Annotated in this window: 10 protein-coding genes; 4 read left to right on the top strand and 6 right to left on the bottom strand. The window is 56.4% G+C overall.

Annotation, left to right across the window (positions count from 1 at the left end; translation table 11 throughout):
- Positions 1–531: 531 nt before the first annotated feature.
- From GKC41_RS03515 to GKC41_RS03525, 3 genes are all read right to left on the bottom strand, one after another.
- Positions 532–4,368 (bottom strand): AAA domain-containing protein, encoded by a 3,837-nt coding sequence (locus tag GKC41_RS03515; protein WP_154312938.1) that lies wholly within the window; start codon positions 4,366–4,368, stop codon positions 532–534.
- Positions 4,369–4,489: 121 nt separating this feature from the next.
- The gene (locus GKC41_RS03520) at positions 4,490–7,528 is read right to left on the bottom strand and encodes a cation-translocating P-type ATPase (protein ID WP_418904387.1); all 3,039 of its coding nucleotides are present in this window, start codon (positions 7,526–7,528) and stop codon (positions 4,490–4,492) included.
- A 454-nt stretch (positions 7,529–7,982) separates the two neighbouring features.
- Positions 7,983–8,369 carry a hypothetical protein gene (locus tag GKC41_RS03525; RefSeq protein WP_146210942.1) on the bottom strand — a complete coding sequence of 129 codons (387 nt, stop codon included), beginning with the start codon at positions 8,367–8,369 and terminating at the stop codon, positions 7,983–7,985.
- Between the two features lie 111 nt (positions 8,370–8,480).
- Between GKC41_RS03525 and GKC41_RS03530 the strand changes: the two genes are divergently transcribed.
- From GKC41_RS03530 to GKC41_RS03550, 4 genes are all read left to right on the top strand, one after another.
- On the top strand, positions 8,481–9,146 hold the full coding sequence (locus GKC41_RS03530) for an ABC transporter ATP-binding protein (RefSeq protein WP_229281577.1): 666 nt from the start codon (positions 8,481–8,483) through the stop codon (positions 9,144–9,146).
- Positions 9,143–10,573, top strand: coding sequence for an ABC transporter permease (locus GKC41_RS03535; RefSeq protein WP_024627010.1), 1,431 nt, complete (start codon positions 9,143–9,145; stop codon positions 10,571–10,573). The genes GKC41_RS03530 and GKC41_RS03535 overlap by 4 nt, the downstream gene beginning before the upstream one ends.
- A 433-nt stretch (positions 10,574–11,006) precedes the next feature.
- The gene (locus GKC41_RS03545; protein WP_045924970.1) at positions 11,007–11,300 is read left to right on the top strand and encodes an ABC transporter transmembrane domain-containing protein; all 294 of its coding nucleotides are present in this window, start codon (positions 11,007–11,009) and stop codon (positions 11,298–11,300) included.
- 382 nt (positions 11,301–11,682) lie between these two features.
- The gene (locus GKC41_RS03550; protein WP_144177823.1) at positions 11,683–11,994 is read left to right on the top strand and encodes an ATP-binding cassette domain-containing protein; all 312 of its coding nucleotides are present in this window, start codon (positions 11,683–11,685) and stop codon (positions 11,992–11,994) included.
- A gap of 946 nt (positions 11,995–12,940) precedes the next feature.
- On the opposite strand, the gene GKC41_RS03560 is transcribed toward GKC41_RS03550, so the two are convergent.
- From GKC41_RS03560 to GKC41_RS03570, 3 genes are all read right to left on the bottom strand, one after another.
- Positions 12,941–14,266, bottom strand: a complete 1,326-nt coding sequence (locus GKC41_RS03560; RefSeq protein ID WP_045924972.1) for an MFS transporter — start codon at positions 14,264–14,266, stop codon at positions 12,941–12,943.
- Positions 14,267–14,450: 184 nt separating this feature from the next.
- On the bottom strand, positions 14,451–17,117 hold the full coding sequence (locus GKC41_RS03565) for an alpha-L-rhamnosidase (RefSeq protein WP_045924973.1): 2,667 nt from the start codon (positions 17,115–17,117) through the stop codon (positions 14,451–14,453).
- Between the two features lie 32 nt (positions 17,118–17,149).
- A complete protein-coding gene (locus GKC41_RS03570) occupies positions 17,150–18,448 on the bottom strand; it encodes an MFS transporter (RefSeq protein WP_045924974.1) in 1,299 nt (432 codons plus the stop codon).
- Between the last annotated feature and the right edge of the window lie 213 nt (positions 18,449–18,661).

The following is an 18,661-nucleotide window of genomic DNA, read 5'->3' on the forward strand; positions in this document are numbered from 1 at the left end:
CCACCTTCCTCGTTGTCTGTAATTTTGCATTAAAGTGCAAAATTACAGCTAATTTCTTATTTTAATGCAAAATTGCAGTGCATGGTAAGGCATCAATGTGCATAACTGACAGCAATAACACATGTCCATTACTTCATGACGCGCTGGGCGATTCCAACCACTCATGCTTCCACGCCAACTTTGACGAAGCGGATCTCTACGAAAGCGATACCCAACCGGTCTTCTACTACAACCCAATCACCCGAACGAAAATGACACTGAACTCAGCTGAGCTCACATCTTAACAGCAACAGCCTTAAAGCCACACAGCTGATCGTTGACAGCCACGCTACGCCAGAGGTTTAGGCCGATTTCCGTTTCAGCCCTATCCTGAATACTTGCGAACAAGAGCAAAAAAGCAGCTAAAACGTAAGGCAAAGTTACTAACCCTGCCTTACTTTTTAATCAGCAGCAAAAGTATTGGCCTTACAGACCAGGGATGATGACGTGCTGTATCTAAAAGGAATTCTGGCCGTAGCTTTCCCGCTCCGCTTAGGCTCTCGTGCTCGCCTCCACCGGCAGGTCCTTGGCGATCCTGGACGTATAGGTTCCATTCTTCCAATCAGCAAGGTTGCCAACCACGTAGACACGGCGCTTGGCTCGCGACACAGCGACGTTGAGCAGGTTGGGCGAACCATTAACCCATGAACGAGAGCCTTCTCCACGCTTGCCCGCTCTGCTGCCAAGAACGATGAAGACCACGTCGGCTTCGCGCCCCTGAGAGGTGTGGACAGTTCCGGCCTGGCTTGATGCCAGCCGGCTCGCTTCGCTGCCATTGCAACCAGTGCATTGCCGCAAGGCATCCGCGAAGGTGTCACGCACCTGGTTGGCCACAGCCCTGAACGGAGCGATGACCAGAATATTGGTGGGGTCAATCCCGCCCCGGAAGAGCCCGCACAGACGCTTGTGAAGTTCGTAGCCCTCCTGCGGCCTCCATTGCGTTCTCCCGGTTTCGCCGGAATTCGGCGGCACATCGTACCAACAGGAGGCCGGCAGCTCATCTCCCGCATGAGGACCGGACGGATAGCCACAGGGCTGATGCTCCGGCCCTACACGAACCATCCTGCCGGAGTAGGCTATATCGTTGCATATGGAAAACATGGGTTCATCACAGCGCCGATGAACCACCAGAGGCATCCCCAGCCAGTGGTCATCCGTCTCGTCCAACAGACCGCAAGGCGTCTGGTAATCAACCAAGGCCTGCATGTTTTCGGACTCCAGCCCCAGGCGCTGGAGGTGATGAGTGCTCGCCAGGAGTTCTCGCATTGGCTTAGGCATGGTATCCACGGGCTGGAGCTGCATAGGGTCGCCAACTGCAACCGCATGTTTCACGCGCTGCAATAGACCAGCAGCGGCCTGGGGCAGGGCCTGTCCGGCCTCATCCACAATCGCCCAGCCGAGCGCCTCCTTGCCTATCCCCGAAAACATTCTGGATATTGATGCAAAGGATGAGGAGACAACCGGGACCACCAGGAAGAAAGTCTGCCAAGCCACCAGCCTCTCGTCATCCGTAAAGCCATTCGACTGCATTACAGCGCAAGCCAGGGACAGATTGCACATGAACTGGCGGGCAGCACCCATGACGGCCTGCTGATGAAGAGCCAGCGCCTTGATGTAGACCTCCGTCCGCGCCTTGCTCCATTCCTGGTCCATCCACGCAACATGGTCATCGCCAATGTCGGGCCTGGGCCACTGAATCTGCTCGGCCTCAGCAACCTGCTGTTCAAGGGCAGCAAGTTGCTTGTTCAAAGTAGCAATCTGTGTTTGGCATTCCCCTAACTTACGATCACCGACTTCCAACCCTCCATAGAAGGATTGCAACCGCTGATGGACCCTGCTGGCCTGCTCGTCAAAATGCTGCTTTGCACGACGCGCCTGCTCCAGATCAGTACGTACCTTAAGCTCGTCCTGCTGCCTTTCGCGGCTGTGGAAAAACGACCTTAGTGGATGCGCCTTCCAGTAAGACAAGTGAACCTGACAAATGCTATCAGCCTGCTCCCAAGCAGCTTGCGCATTATTGGCAGCCTGGCCAGCATCCGACATCTGCCGTTCCATTGATTGAATCTGTCCGACATACCTTGAGCGGCTTGCCTTCATGCCACGAAGTTGTTCATTGAGGGTTTTCAGCTCGGCTGACAGATCGGATCGCTGATTGCACAGGCCTGAATAAGAACGCACAAGATTGTACTGGACAATTTTCCTGGCGCGGATGCTCTCTTCCTTCTTCAGCGCAGCATTAAAGTCGTTCCTGGCCTTTGCCCAATTGGTCCTACTGCCTCTTTCACCTGGCATGTATTTCAATGATTTATAGATAAATTCGTTTTTGAAGGGCCACAGGAATCGGTTTTTGTTGCTCATGTTCCCCAAGACCGCCGATATAAGAGCCCAGGCGGAGGAGGTATTTGAAGGACTGCTCTCCTTATCCTGACTCTTGCGATCGGCAATTTGCCCGGCAAAGTCTCGAAAAGCGAATCCACAGGGAACCTGTTTGAATTCACTGTCAATATAGGTTTCCCACTCGGTGTCTATAGCATCGGCACTGGGCAGATCCTGGCTGACGTTTTCAACAGCCTTGTTGTTACTGGAAGCAACGACAATCTCAAAACCGGTCACCGACGGATCAAGCGTCCAGTAGACATAGTCCTTGTCCTCGTCTGAGGCGGCTCTGGCCACCCTCCGGGATGTGAAAATATCCTGAGGACGGGAGAATCCTGCCAACCGACGAGCCCTGGCCACAATAATCTCGGCCACCACATCCTTGAGCAGGGTGGTCTTGCCGGTTCCAGGAGGACCATTGACACCTAGCAGCGAAGAGCTGCCATATCCTTCCAAGGCCGCCCGTATTTGATTGATCGCCAGCTGCTGACCAGTTGACTGAAATTGATTGGAAGCACTCGGCCATCGCCCGAACGGCATGTCGGCAGGTTCCGTGAGGTCGCCGACCAGATGCCCTTCAGGGTCCTTCTGCAGATTGAACCGTCGAGGATGACCAACCGATAGATATTGCCTGACCGGTTCAGAAAATATTTCAGTCCCATTTTGATAAAGGTCTTCAAGATCTTCTAGGAAGAAGGAATCCATCATTTCGCCATTCAATGATTCTGAGCTGGCTTCCAGATGGCAATTGACATAATCCCTGATCAGTGGTGAGCCGTCAGCGCGAGCGAAAAGAGGAGATCTACTCACCGCGCGGTCATCCAGTCCCATCCGATCCGCTACATGCTCAATGAGGCTTTCGATCTCATATCTGCCGACCGGACCTGCCTTGTACATCGGTCGGCCTGCTCCATCTTCAGAGTCTTCCCCAGCCAGACGATTGAATTCGGACTTGAGTTTGCTTTCCGTATCGTCAAATACTTCGATATGCGGCCACCCAGCCGGGCAATCAGGCCAGCCTTCATGATTGAACAGACAGGAAACCGCCTTGGCATATTGAGAGAGCGTCAATGATCTTGGGACCAGACAGCCATCATCCCCTACGCAGAACTCCATAAGGGAAGCCACGGTAGAAGGACCGCCGGCGCGCCTACTCTGCCGATGGGCTAGCTCCTGCAACACCTCGTCCTGAGCAGTCTCCTCGGCTGGCGAGAGCTCTCGAACAAGCTTGGCGGCTTTCAACAGCGCATTCGTGACTACACGCTGGGAGAGCCCGACTGCTATTCGAAAACGTTCATGCTTAAGCCACCGATTTTGTCGTCCCACCCCTTCTTGCTGCTCCGAGCTCTCGTCGGGTTTTACCGCCTGGTGGACGGGGCGACGCGCAAATCGACGGTTATAGTCCTTGCGGTAAACAGCACAGGCTGAGCCAGGCCGATTGGCCGTTGCTGACAGCTTTCCCGACACCTGCAGAAGGCGCGAAATCATGGAATCCGTCAGTTCAGTACCTGCCGGCAGAGGATCGGGCTGCTTAGCCACCTCTAGCCATAGCTGGTTCGTCTCCCCAAGCAGACCGGTTATAGTCTGTTCGTCAAGTCCTGATCTGACCGCCTGCACGCGCAGCCAGTTCTCAGTATCTTCTGCAAACGAGAAAGGTTTGGTCAGCCGGGCGTTCATGTCTGTCTGCAACCGGTATATTTTCCTGCTCTGCAGGTCGTTATAGAGGTTTGTATAGGAACGATGCTCATTGTCAACCGGCCCGATGAGAAGATCAGCATGAATGTCATTCCATGGAAGTCGCTCCTGCTCAGAAACGCTTACCCTTTGGTCGTCGTTGCGGGAGGAGGATAAAGCAATGAGCTGGTTATCCCTCCAATTTTGTGGCGAGAACAGTTCAACCGCGCACCAATATGACAAAACATCCATTGCATGCTGTTGCTCATCGTTCCCCATATTTGCCAGTATGCGGATAAGCGGGGACAGGTGCAGGAACAGGTTCGAGCCACGGATGAGGCCATAGGAGACAATCCCGATGCGGCATTGTCCAGTCCAATCACCGCATCGGAATAAGCATTCATGCCCGTATCCGTCTGACCGCCCAGTTGAGTAGTTTTCGCAGCTCCGAAGCGATCAGGACCAGGGAAGCCAGCGCGATGCACTCCAGCCAGGCCTGGGGCTGGAGGGGGACGGTGCCGAAGGCCTCGCCCAGGAAGGGCACGTAGATCACCAGGAGCTGCAGCAGGATGGAGATGCCGATGGCGCCCCAGAGCCATGGGTTGCTGAAGAGCCCCTGGAAGGCCGACTTGCGGGAGGAGCGGGAGGCCAGCGCGTTGAAGAGCTGGGCGAAGACCAGGATGGTGAAGCCCATGGTCCGCGCCTCCCTGATCTGCGCCTCGTGGCCGATCGCCTGGACGGACCTGTCGGTGAAGAGGCCGCCGCTCAGGTGCATGTCCATGCCGATCAGGGTGACCAGGGCCATGACCAGGCCTATGTAGATGATGTCAACCCACATGTCCCGGTCGATGACCCGGTCGCTGACGGATCGGGGCGGGCGGTCCATCAGATCGTCGGTCTGCGGATCCACGCCCATGGCCAGCGCGGGCGCCGCGTCGGTCAGGAGGTTGATCCAGAGCAGCTGGGTGGCCAGCAGCGGCACGGTCACGCCCGCCATGCCGGGCTGCGATATGCCCAGAAGACCAGCGAAGACCACGCCGCCGAAGACCGTGAAGACCTCGCCCATGTTGGAGCTGAGCAGGTAGCGCAGGAACTTGCGAATGTTGTCGAAGATGCCCCGGCCCTCTCGCACGGCCTGGACGATGGTGGCGAAATTGTCGTCCGCCAGGATCATCTTGGCCGATTCCTTGGTGACCTCGGCCCCGGTGATGCCCATGGCCACGCCGATGTCTGCGGTCTTGACAGCAGGGGCATCATTGACGCCGTCGCCGGTCATGGCCACGACCTTGCCCTGGTCCTGGAGCGATTCGACGATCTTCAGCTTGTGCTCGGGGGCCACGCGGGCGTAGACGGAGACCTTGGAGGTGGTCTCCCGAAGCTGGTCCGAGTCCATGGCATCCAGCTGCTCGCCAGTGCAGGCCGGCTGTCCGGGCTTGATGATGCCCAGGTCCCCTGCGATTCTGGCTGCAGTAAGCGGATGGTCGCCGGTGATCATGATCGTTCTGATGCCGGCCTTGTGAGCCTGATCCACCGCATGGCGGACCTCAGTGCGGGGCGGGTCAATGATGCCGACCATGCCCGTCCAGATCAGATTGCTCTCCAGTCGGGTGCTTTCCTGGATCACCTTGTCGGCAGACAAGCGAATTGCAGGAGCATGCTGAGACTTTTCAGGCAACCGGTCCGTCTGATCCGTCCCGACCGTGCTTGACGGCCACTCCCCCGCGTCAGCTTCGGCCAGCGCCGACAGCTCCTGGTCGGATACAGGCCGGAAAGCCTGTCCCAAGGTCCTGTAGGCATCCGCCGAGAGACTGCTGACCTGAGCAAGTATCCTTTCCCGATCGGCACTGGTCATAGGTCTGACCTGGCCGCCATCGAGAATCCGGTCGCATCGGCCAAGCAGCACGTCGGGAGCGCCCTTGCAGAAGAGACGTGATTCCCTTTCGTTGTCATCATTCGGGGCAGCCAGAACCGACATGAGCTTGCGCTCGGACGTGAAAGGAATCTCGGCCAGACGACGGTAGCTATCAGCCTTGGCATCAGCGCCGACTTTACGGGCGGCAACAATCAGCGAAACCTCCGTGGGATCGCCGACGCTCTGCCAGTGACCCTGCCCGGATCCAGACTGGGCCTGGGAATCAGGTTCGGCCTCGACCGGCTGCCAATGCAGGTCTCCGTCGTTGGCGATGGCCCCGACCATCAGGGTCTCTTCCACTGCCTCAGCCAGAGATGAACCAATGGTATCTGTCAGTTGTTGATCATCTGACCCACTGGCCTCGAACGGCTGCATGGTTCCCTCCGGAGCGTACCCGGTGCCAGTGAGCCTGACCTGCCCCGAGGGGACGACCACCCGTTCAACGGTCATTTCATTGCGTGTAAGAGTTCCTGTCTTGTCGGAGCAGATGACTGATGCCGATCCCAGGGTCTCCACCGAGCTGAGCTTCTTGACGATGGCATGATGCTTGGCCATGCGCTGCACGCCCAGGGCGAGAACCACAGTCAGGATGGCCGTCAGCCCCTCCGGCACAGCAGCTACGGCCAGAGATACGGCCATGAGCAGGGAATCAATCAGATCCTGGGTTGTCTGAAAGCCTTCCATCAGGGCCAAAGCAGCCAAAACCAGGGCGGCAATCAAGCAGACGGCCAGTCCGAGGAGCTTGGAGACGCGGGCCATCTCCTTCTGTAGGGGCGTGGGTTCCTCCTGGGTATCAGCCAGCATGTCGGCGATCTTCCCGACCTGGGTGTCCATACCAGTAGAGGTGACGATCATGCGCCCGTTCCCCTGGGTCACTGCGGTGCCGTTGAAGACCATGTTGGTTCTGTCACCCAGAGCCTTGGGCTGGTCAAGCCGACCGGGCCGCTTGCCCACCGGCAGCGACTCGCCGGTCAGCGATGCCTCGGCCACGCGCAGACCCGCGGCCTGGAACAGTCTTCCGTCGGCGCCGACCGAATCGCCTTCAGCCAGGACTACTACATCACCAGGCACGATCCTGCTGGTCTCCAGGCTGACCACCCGGCCGCATCGCAGCACCGAGGCGTGCGGGGCCGTCATGCTCGCCAGAGCATCCACAGCCCGCTCGGCCTTAGCCTCCTGAGCGTACCCCAGGGCGGCATTAAGGATGAGGATGATCATGATGACGATGGCATCAAAGGGCAGGGGCTCCCCGCCTCCTGATGCCGGATGTGAGCGTTCCACCACCCAGGGCACCAACGAAATGGCCGTGGCTGCCAGAAGCAGATAGACCAAGGGGTCCTTGAACTGTTGAAGGAATTCCCTCCATGCAGGAACGGGAGGCGCTCCAGCCAGCTCATTAGGACCGAACCTGTCCAGCCGACGCGCCGCCTCGGCCTCATCCAGGCCCCGGTCGGGGTCCACATTCAGAGCAAGGGCAACCTGATCGACACCTACTATAGAAGGGTCCTTGAGGACGGGGCCATTCACTCTGCGCCTCTGCTCATGGCCCTGCCCTGCAGTCGGGATCACGCCGGTATCTGTCGATTTCTCATGCTTGGGATCGCTGGTCAACCCAGTCATGCCACTCTCCTGCTTATGCCACGGAGTAGTCAACGCTTCAGAGGCCCGTTGGAAGAAATCAGAGGCGGCCAGACCAAAACGCTGCGTGGATGCTTGCCAAGTTGAACCAATAATATACATAAACACGGCCGAAGTCGTCAAGGCCTTTGCTTCAGTATGCATTCTCAGGCCTGTCTCATGACAGAGACGGTATCTTTGCTGCACTTAACTTGGCAGCGCCCTAGTTGCCGAATCCCCCCCCCCAAAAAAAATACTAGATCTTCATTAGAAAAGCTTTAATCAATTTGGGCTCATCTGGCATAAAAACCCTTATCTGCCCTGAGAATCCTATTTAAGACCCTCTTGTGATTATTCGACAGGCTCAGCTGGCGTTATCTGAGCAGTAAATAGTCTTATAGGCCAACCATGGTAGTTCTTGCCAGCCGTCTGCCCTAACGATCCTTTCAGTGGAGACACCATTGGAAATAGCACTAAACACGAGAAAGAGAGGAGAGAGACGGACAAAATGCACAACATTATCGATCTGCAGAATAGTAATATCGCCATGAATGATGAAGCCGCTCATCATAGCGGCGTCAGCATATTTGCATGCCACGGCGGTGGGCATGATAATATCTGGAGTTGATGGACCTGCAGCTAATCCACAAAAATATGCCACTGCGATGACGCATTCATCAAAATGGCATGGGCTGTCATTTTTGCCCTGATGACGGCAGGGACAACAGTCATGTAAGTCTATGGGCGCCATCCTTGTATGGCATCCATAGCAATATTCTGATGAAGATTTATAAGTCGCGAGAACGGCGATGATGGGAGAACGGTGATGAGTGGTGCTTCAGTGAGTTCAAATGGATTGACAATGACGGTGACTCCGAGGAAGGATGATTCGATCACCATCCTCGACCATGTCGACTTCCATGCTGAGCCCGGAAGAATCACGGGGATTGTCGGCCCCTCAGGCAGCGGAAAGTCCACCTTGCTGTACTGCCTTTCGGGGTTGGAACGTGCGACATCCGGAAGCATCTCCCTTCTAGGGCATGACATCACACATATGCGAGCGTCCGCGCTCACTCGGTTTCGGCGTCGACATCTGGGATTCGTGTTTCAATCCTACAACCTGATCACGAGCATGACGGTGGAGGAGAACCTCGCGCTGCCATTCACCCTGCGCGGCCGTCGACTCCCCAAGCAAAAAGCGGATGAGATGTTGCGGTACTTCGGATTGGCAAACGAGAAAAAAAGGAGCGTGACGATGCTCTCAGGCGGAGAGCAGCAACGTGTCGCGCTTGCACGAGTGCTGCTCTCCGATGCAGATATCATTTTCGCCGACGAGCCGACTGGAGCCTTGGATCAGGAATCTGGCGCCAAGGTCATGCAGGTGTTCAAAAGCCTGGCTATGGATGCGGGCAGGACCGTAGTAATAGTGACCCACAGTGGAGAGGTAGCCGGACAGTGCGACCAGATCGTTGAGGTCCGTGATGGCCACGTGCTGAACGCTGATACGGAGAGCGGGGCCCGCATATGAGGGGCGCACTCTCTGATCTGAAAGCAGCCCCGGCCGTATGGGCCGGCGTATGGCTGTCACTAATCGTTTCCCAGACCGCTGTGTGCACTATCGTCGCCGCGCGCAGGGCTATTGATGCCGCTTACCACGGACCGGATGCCGGGTTAGGCGCCAACCTTTCCGGCCCAGCAATGCTGTTCAGCGTGGTCATAGCCGTGTTCGTGATGCTGTGGGTCGTGACCGCCGCTCTGAACCAGCGCAGGCACCAACTAGCATTGCTGGTCCTTCAAGGCGCCACGCCCTGGCAGCTGCTCTTCGGGAATCTGGCTATCATCATCGTCCTATTCATCTTGGCAGCAGTAGCGTCATCCCTCCTGACGCCGCTGGCAGCACCATATCTGTTCGACCTCCTGGCCAGAGCATTCGAGCTGAAACTGACGTATCAAGCAACCCAGCTGCTGGCATCCATCGGCACTGGGTTGGCCATTGCCGGAGTCGCCGTCCTTGCAGGCACAGTGCTGACCGTGCGCACACTATCCAAGATCAGGCCGATAGAGGCGCTTCGGCAGTCACAAAACCCGCCGAGACAAGTGAACGCATTCCGTGTTCTGCTAGGCGCATCGTTGCTCGTGGGAGCGATATGCGCGCTCATCATCCCGGGGACAGCTACACGCAAGATAGACTCTGGCGAGCTCGCCACGCACATTTCCGGCAGGAATCCCATAGAGTCCAGAGTGACAGGATTCATTGGGTTCTCCATGGGAGGCATGTTCCTCCTGATCTTCGCATTGGCTGTTCTGGCTCCCTATGTCATGCACTGGTTCACCAAAGGATGGACGCATCTTCTCCCCCTGCCATTCAGCACCTGGAAACTCGCTAGGCAGCAGGCCGTTGGGAGGATCCAACGACAGAACGCGACCATCATTCCCATGACGGCCGGCTTGTCGTTGCTCATGACTTTCTCTGGTGTGTTGCATACGCTGACCGACAGCCTCAAGAATTTCGCCAGTAACGGCCATTCCATGAACGTGAACCCACACATGCTGACGAACCTGATGGCCATGCTCGGCCCTGCGCTCATCATCGCTTTGGTGGGCGCAATCTCCGGACTGATGATCACCGCACGAGGGCGACGCCTGGATCTGGCGCTGACATACGTATCCGGTGCCAGTACCGGACAGTTGCGCATTTTGGGAGCCCTCGATGGTCTCATTTCGATGGTCACCTCGGTGCTGCTCGCCTTCGTCATCACACTGCTCAGCACCTGCGGCACCGCCTTCATGCTGCAACGATATCTGGGAAGCGCAAAGATAAGCGTTCAATGGGGATATTGGGCGGTCATCGCACTCCTCGCTATTGTCGTAGGCGCCCTCGTCACAGGCGTGCAGGCGCTGTGCGCGCGTTCCGAGGATTCTGTGAGGGTCATATCACGTGCAGTCGGTGAGTAACCACCCCCAACAAAGGACGAAAATGTCGCCACACAAGCGGAATAGTAATGAGAAAACCGCATCTTTGATAGACGTGCCCCGCCTTTTGAAATCCATAAGGGTGTTTTATTCACGGTTAGTCTGCTAAGTATAGCGAGCGCCCTCTTAAATCTGGCTCAGCCACAGCTTGTCAATGTCATTCTTGGACGCGTGCAGCATAACATGCGATCCGCAGTGCCCCTCTAATAGCGTTGGCAGGAGTGTTTCTGTCCGGCGCAGCAATCACTTCTTTTGACGCTTACCTGCTGTTGAACGATATGAGACGGTCTCTAGTAATGCATATTCTGCATTTGCCGTTCAAAGATCTGGACCAGTCGCATACAGGCAACGTAATTTCTATTATTTCATCTGATACAAATGAACTGAAGCGATTGCTGACCGATAATTGCCAGAAGTGTTTGGCACTTTACTGGTGTTCATAGGCGCGTGTGTGGGAATGGTCATAATCAGTCCCGTCATGTTCGTTATCTCTCTTTCGACCTGTCTTGTTACTGTCGGTTTACTGGTAGTCTTATCCGGAAAATTACGAGACTGCTCCAGAGGGGCTCAAACGGCCATAGGAGATATGACGTCTGCAGCCACTGATGCTTTGATGAGTTTGAAAAGGATCAGGGCCTTCAACGCCACGGAGCGTGAGACCAATAAAATCGGCGAGAAGCCAGGCAAGCGTGCACATCCGGTCGTCTAATTTCAAAGAAGCAGTCACTGATATGGCCATCAGGAATGGCCTTAATGCAGTTGTGCCTGATGGTTGTATCGGGAATCGGCGCTTTCCAAGTGGCCAAAGGAGTGATGACTGTTCAGCAACTGGTAACTTCTCTATGTACCTAGAAATGATGCCCACGCCTATGGCGACACTTTCTTCGACATATAGCAGACTGTTCAGAGCGTTGGGCGCGAACTCCAGCATTCAAGCGATAATGAGAATGCCGACCGAAGATGCGACATCAGCATGAGCAGTATCCAGTAGGGTCCAAAGGAAGGTCACCAACTCCGATCAGATTGACATCGATCTTGACCATGCTGATATTCCGTATGATGACGCACGGAACAATCGTGGCGGGCTCCAATTGAATGAAGCGGGCGTGCATATGAAAGGCGGTGTCGTCTACGCGATAGTCGGACCATCCGAAGCGGGCAAATCAACCATGCTGGCCCTTATAAGGGTATTCTATAAGCCAAATCATGGCCATGTTCTCTTTAATGGTATTGATCTTTCAACTCTCAGCTCCTCTTATGTACGTTCTCTGATCGGCTATATAGAACACGATGCCCCCATATATTCCGGTTCTTCCAGAACGAATCTGGCGATGAACAAGAACGGCGTATCCGATGAAGGCTGCTGGAATGCCTTAAATAAGGTGAACCTCACGCCAAAGTGAGAGACACCTTCGATGGATTGGATACCCCAGCAGGCAACGCGGTGTATTGCTGAGTAGCGGTGAACGCTATCGCTTGGCCCTGGCAAGGCTGTTGTCCATAAGGCGGCCGATCATGCTGCTTGACGAAACAACATACCATTTAGACGCTAAAAACGAGGAGCTCGTCGCACAAGTCATTCATGCCAATTCCCCGGAGCAGACAATAGTCATGGCGGCACAGAGAATACAATCAATCGCTTCGTCAAATAGAATCATGGTTTTGGCCAATAGAACTATCAATGGTTTCCTTTGGAAAATATTGTCTGCCAATTCTACTCTCCTATATGTATTGCTGTTAATAAACTTGATACCAATGTGAATAATTTGGCTATATATAAATATGCGCGGAAAATACGATCCACCGGCAGCAAGGTTCTCACCTCAACAAAGGAACAGACGATTCAAACTATCGTCTTGCCCTCTAAAGATATCTTTAATGACATTTATTGGCTGCTTGGTTTCCAGCATGATATGCAGTCATTACTAGACTGACCACGGGATATCTAGCAGTAAAGTTTAGCTGGGAGTACAGCACGTGAACCTTACACAGGGCACGCAGGAATAAATCTTGGAATTGCTCATTGTCAAGACATGACCCTCGCTGTTCCGCACAGTCAATCAGCTATCTGTTTTTTGATGACTATATGATCACGACGATGTTGATCGCCTACGGGCTTAAGGAGCCGGACCGGGCATCAGACCGCTGGTTAATAGCCTAAACGAGACGGAGTAGTCAACGCTTCGAGGGCCTGTTGAAAGAAATCAGAGGCGGCCAAACCAAAACGCTGCGTGGATGTTTACCAAGTTGAACCAAGAATATACATAAATCAGGCTATGCTCGTCAAGTTCTTTGCTTCAGGGCGTATCAGCCGACTTTCCATGCCGATACGCCCGAAGACAGACGACCCTACTTGACCGAGCGGATCAGCATGATGACCGCCGCGCCGATCAGCACCATGACGATGGCCACGGGGAAGATGAACACATACCCGGCACGGATCACCAGGACCGAGACCAGTACTGGGGCGATGACCTGTCCTAGGGTATTGGCCAGGTTCAGGATGCCCAGATCCTTACCAGCTTCGTTCTTGTTCGGCAGCACATCAACATTCAGGGCCTGGTCCACCGAGGTATAGATGCCATTGCCCAAGCCAGCGATGCCCGCGTAGCACATCATGCCCACTGCCGTCGGGAACACCCACGGAAGTGCAATGCCCAGGGCCAGGATGCAGGAGCTGACCGCCACGATGGCCTTGCGACGGCGAAGCTTGTCCGATATGGGACCAGAGATTATCGAAGCAAGGAAAGTGACCACCATCGAAATGACGGACATCGTAGAAATTGTACTGGCCGACTCCGCCACTGAAAGCCCGCAATACTTTTGCAGAATGTAAAGCTGATAAGTAGCGACCATCGACGAACCTATCATCATAAAGAGCCTGCCACCGAGAGCCAGGTAGAAGTCACGACTCCCCTTGGTCGGCGGAGTGAAGGAGACCCGCAGCCGGTGCCAAAGCCCTTGCTTCTGGTTACCCTTTCCATTACGCGCAGCCGTTGCTGCGGCACTTTCAACAGCGGAATGCTCACGCGGCCAAATGATGACGGTGAGAATGCCGGTGACCGCAAACAGGCAGATACCGAGGATGAAGCCCACCTGCATGTGACCAATGAATCGGGCTCCTATCAGGGTGCCTAGGGACTGCCCTACGATGCTACCGCCTCCATAGAAGGCAGAGAAAGTGCCGCGAGTGGACTCGGGTATCCGGTCCGAGAGCACCGCAACAGCCGGCGCAATCATCATGTTGACGCCCACCTGCACCAGGCACCAGCCGGCCACGATGGTAGGAATAGTCACTGCCTGTGCCGTGTAGAGATAGCCCAGCGCAGTGACAATTCCGCCGGCCACAACCCAGGGTGTGCGCTTGCCCAGCCGCGAGTGCGACATATCAGACAGGGCGCCGAATATCACATTGGACACCAAAGCGAATACGCATCCGACTGAATTCATCGTGCCCAGTATGGCCTCGGGAACGCCGATGCCAAGATCCGTGAACCGCTGCGGCAGGAGGACCTGGGAGCCGGAGGTGCCGGCGGTCATCCACAGTACTGAAAACAGGCAGAAGCCTACGCCGAAGCGGATTTTCTCTGCTCGTGTCAGAGGACGACCCGTATCCGGCGCCAATGCATCCGACGACGATGTCGCCTTCTGAACCTGCTCAACCGTATCAACCATTTCACATACTCCAATCCTTTACAGGGGAGCACCATGCTCCATCCGAGCTTCTTTGCTCTTCCGCAGACGTACAGCTGTGTTGTTGCTCCGCTTCTACGAGGATCAGCCACGACAGAATGCGTCATGCATAGCTTTCTGGGCCGACCAGTTCCAAACAGTCAGGACCTGGTCGGCCCAGCAGCAGTCAGCGTTCAACCACCAGATCGTAGGTTCCTGCAGGGTAATCCTTGCTGGATCGTTTGCCAGGGGCTGCAGGGGAACCAATCAGCACCCGCGCCACGGAACCGGCAGGGACGACCAGACGAAGCCTGACCCGGCCATCTTCTTCGAGCCGCCAGGACGATTCAGCCATGCCATGTGGCGTCAGATGGCGTGTCGAGGCTTTCGTCAACCCGCCACCGATTCGAGGATCGACCTCGAAAAGGCTCCACCCTGGTTCGAGAGCTCTTAAACCGCCGATTCGCTCGTGCATCCACTCGGCCACAGACCCCAGGGCATAGTGGTTGAAGGAGGTCATGCCGCCCGGGTTGATGGATCCGTCGGGCTGCATGGAATCCCAGCGCTCCCAAGTGGTCGTTGCTCCCATCTTCACTTGGTAGAGCCAGGAGGGGCACTCGGTCGACAGCAGCAGGGAGTATGCCTCGGCATCATGCCCGGTCTCGCTCAAAGCTGGCAGGACGAATGGAGTGCCGGCGAAACCAGTGGAGACCTTGCCGCCTGATTCGCGCACCAGTTCCGCCAGCCGTTGGCCGGCAGCCTGCTTGAGTCCAGGCTCGGCATCGAACAACCCGAAAGCAATCGAAATCGCATAGGCGCACTGAGTATCGGAGGTCATGCGCATGTCTGGGCCATCGCCGACCACAAACCGGTTCCGATAGCCGGTGACCATCCGCTCATGCAAGGAGCGGTAGTCGGCTGCCTCTGTCGGCTTCCCCAGAGCCTGGGCAATGCGGGAGGCATAGTCAACCGAACGGGCGAAGTAGGCAGTGGCCACCAGCTCCTTCTGTGTCATAGCCTGAGCAGGATCATCCGGCGGAGCGGTGGGATCCAGCCAGTCTCCAAGCTGACCCAGCACATAGTCCGGCCGACGATCCCAGACTCCGTCCGGCGATAGGTAAGCGCGCACTTCGTCTATCCATCCCCGCACCAGATCCCAGGATTCATCCAGAATATGCCGATCACCGCCCTCCATATAGAGGGTCCAAGGGACCGCTACGGCCGCATCTCCCCAGATAGCAATGGCTGACGGCTTGGCCCAGACGCCCAGCGGTACAAAGGGTACGAAGAACGGTATGGTTCCATGAGCCTCCTGCTCAATGCGCACATCCTTCAACCAAGAGGAGAGGAAAGCCTGCACATCGTACAGGTAAGCGGCCGTCGGCGCGAAAAGATCGATATCTCCGGTCCAGCCCATGCGCTCGTCCCGCTGAGGGCAGTCCGTGGGAATGGAGAGGAAATTGGAACGCATGGACCACAGGACGTTGTCGTGGAGCTTGTTCAGAAGCGGATTTGAGCTGTCGAACCAGCCGGTCCGCTCCATGGTGGAGTGGTAGACCCGGCAGTCGATGTCCTCGGCGGTCAGTTCTCCGGGCCAGCCCTCAATGCTGGCATAGCGGAAGGCATGCATGGCGAAGCGTGGCTCCCACCAAGCATCCTGACCATTCGAGATGTACTGGTCATGCTCCTGCCCCCGGCGCAGGGTCCGTGTAGCCAGGGTGCCGTCCTTCTCCAGCACCTCGGCATGGCGGATGGAGATCCGAGCCCCCTCTGCCAACCCATGCATGTGCAGGCGCATCCGCTGACTGCAGTTCTGACCGAAGTCGATCAGCCAGGAGGAGGACTTCCCCGAGCCTCCGGTACGGGTAATGGACACCGGCTGGTTCCGCCCTTGCATGCGTACGGCCTGGAGCTGTGGATTCTCAATCTTCGCCGGATCATAGGAAACCTCAGCCACTGGCCGCCATGCCGAGTCGTCGAAACCCGGACTTGACCAGCCAGGCTCCTCCAACCTGGCATCGTAGGTCTCCCCCTCATACAGGTCCGAGCACACGATCGGCCCCAGAGTGGTTTTCCAGGTGCGGTCCCAGGAGTTGGAGTAGATGTGAGTGATCGAGCCGTCCTCGCCCTCCACCTCCAGCTGGGCGAACATGCCTATCCTGTCGCCATAGAAGTTAGCCATGCCGCCGTCGAACCCCAATCGGCCACGATACCAGCCGTCGCCCAGCCAGAAGCCCATGGCATTAGCACCCTGCGACAACTGCTCTGTCACATCGTAGGTCCAGCACTCCAGACGGCGGCCATAAACAGTCCAGCCAGGCGTAAGCTCGTCTGATCCGACCCGAGCGCCGTTGATTTCAGCCTGGACCAGGCCCAGAGCAGACAGATAAAGCCTGGCGGACCTAGGCGCTGCAGGCAGCTCGAACTCCGCACGCACCAAGGGCAGATGACGATGGTCCGTTTCGGCCTCTGGCCAGGAGGGACCGACGAAGTCGGCGATGCGGTCCGTCACATCCAACCCGACATCAAAGTGGCGCTCCGGCGATGGCGCTCCAAGAGGCGCTCCGTCAGCATTGAGCATGGCAAGTGTCACAAGCGCCCGTTCCCGCGAACGCAGGGGCTCAAAAGGCCAATCCAGAAACATATTGTCGCCTGCGTCGACTTCGGCTTCCTGCTGTACAGGATCACTGCCCGGCATCCTCCTGGTTAGGTTGATCGCTACCTGTGTCCCTTGGGGCGGCTGTTCCGAGTATGTCCAGGAAAGCCTCGGCTTGTGGCTGCCGATCCCCAGTACGTCACCGTGGTAATGCTCCACCTCAGGGGCACTGATGGCGATTGTCTGATCCGTATTCATATAATTTGACCTCCTTGTCTTGTATCTGTGCATTACCGCTGGGACCGTTCCCTGCGTTCCTCATCTGTGCCATACCGTGCCTGGAGCCTGATCATGATGGTTCCGGCGATGGCCTCGATGATCACCACCCCTGCGAAGCCCCACATGGTGGTTCGAATGGCAGAAGGCACGACCAGGGCAGGTGTAACCAGGGCGAACAGGCCGCAGCACAGACGGGAGAAGCCGTTGATGAAACCCTGGATGGAGGCACGTATCTCGATGGGGAAGGATTCCTGAGTCCAGACCTTGTAGAGGGCTTCACCGGCCAGAGGGCTGCCCAGATTCATGAAGGCGGTGGCGCCGACGATTACCCACAGGTTGGTGCCGCCAAGGGAAAGAGCGACCATGGCGATGAAGGTGATGATGATGCCTGCTACGAAGGCCTTGTTGCGGTATTTACCCCCGGCGATCGAAGCGAAGACGATGTTGAGGATCAGAGTCACGAAGTTGAGGATGATGCCCATACCGGTGGCCAGGGTCTGGGAGGCATGGGCATTGACCAGCATGAAAGTCTGGAACTGACCCCAGGTGTTGGCCAGCAGATTCCATCCCACATAGAAGATCAGGATGGCAGCAAAGAAACTCAGATACATCTTTTTGTTCGCGCCCATCATCACCTTGATCACCGAGACCTTTGCCCCGGTCTCAACCCCGGGCTCGGCTGCGTCGCGGCGATCAGCGGCCTCGTGGAAGGCACGGAAGGTGGGCGAGCATGTGCGCCAGAGCCAGGCGATCACGGCAAAAACAGCTAGAATCACGAAGACCACACGGCCTCCTGCCGCCCCTTGCATTCTGGAAACCAGAAAAGCGCAGATGAAGGAGATGAACACGCCGACCTGCCAGTAGACCTGAGTGGTGGATACCAGGCGAGCCGCCAGCGAATCATTGGGAGCATCATGAGAGACGACGGTCATCGACACCGGCAGATCCGCGCCTGAGGCCACGCCTGCAATGACCACTCCGACCAGAAGCATGGCATAGGAGCCGGAGAATACGACGATGGCGGCCCCCACCGCATAGAGCAGATTGATCCAGTTGAAAAAGCGGACCCTGCCCACAGCGTCAGCGATGCGACCTCCGAAAAGGGACCCGAAGGCGATGGCGAAGGTCAAGGCACCCGACAGGACCCCCACCTGGCCATTGCTCAGCCCGAAACCCTGCTGCCAGACCGTGATGGTCGATGAGAGGCCCACAATGATGCCTGATCCCAGCATGGACCCGATGCCGGCGGCAACAGCCAGGGAGCCATAGCCTCCCAGCCCCTTGTCCGCATTAGAAGTGCTGTCTGCCATATTTTTCTCCTCTGTCATTGAGGCGAGCGCCGGGCGCGACCTTGCATATCGAAGCCCGACACCGGTCATTTTTTATTTTTCATTCCATATATAAGGCGAGAGACTGCCTTGTCATGGATTAATACTAACTCACTTTTTGAAAATTTCAATCCTTGTTTCCAAACAAGACTCGGTACTGCCGGAAGCTAAGCGTTAGGCTGGTTTTACGCGATA

The sequence above is a fragment of the Bifidobacterium asteroides genome (assembly GCF_009683175.1).
Classification (GTDB): domain Bacteria; phylum Actinomycetota; class Actinomycetes; order Actinomycetales; family Bifidobacteriaceae; genus Bombiscardovia; species Bombiscardovia asteroides_H.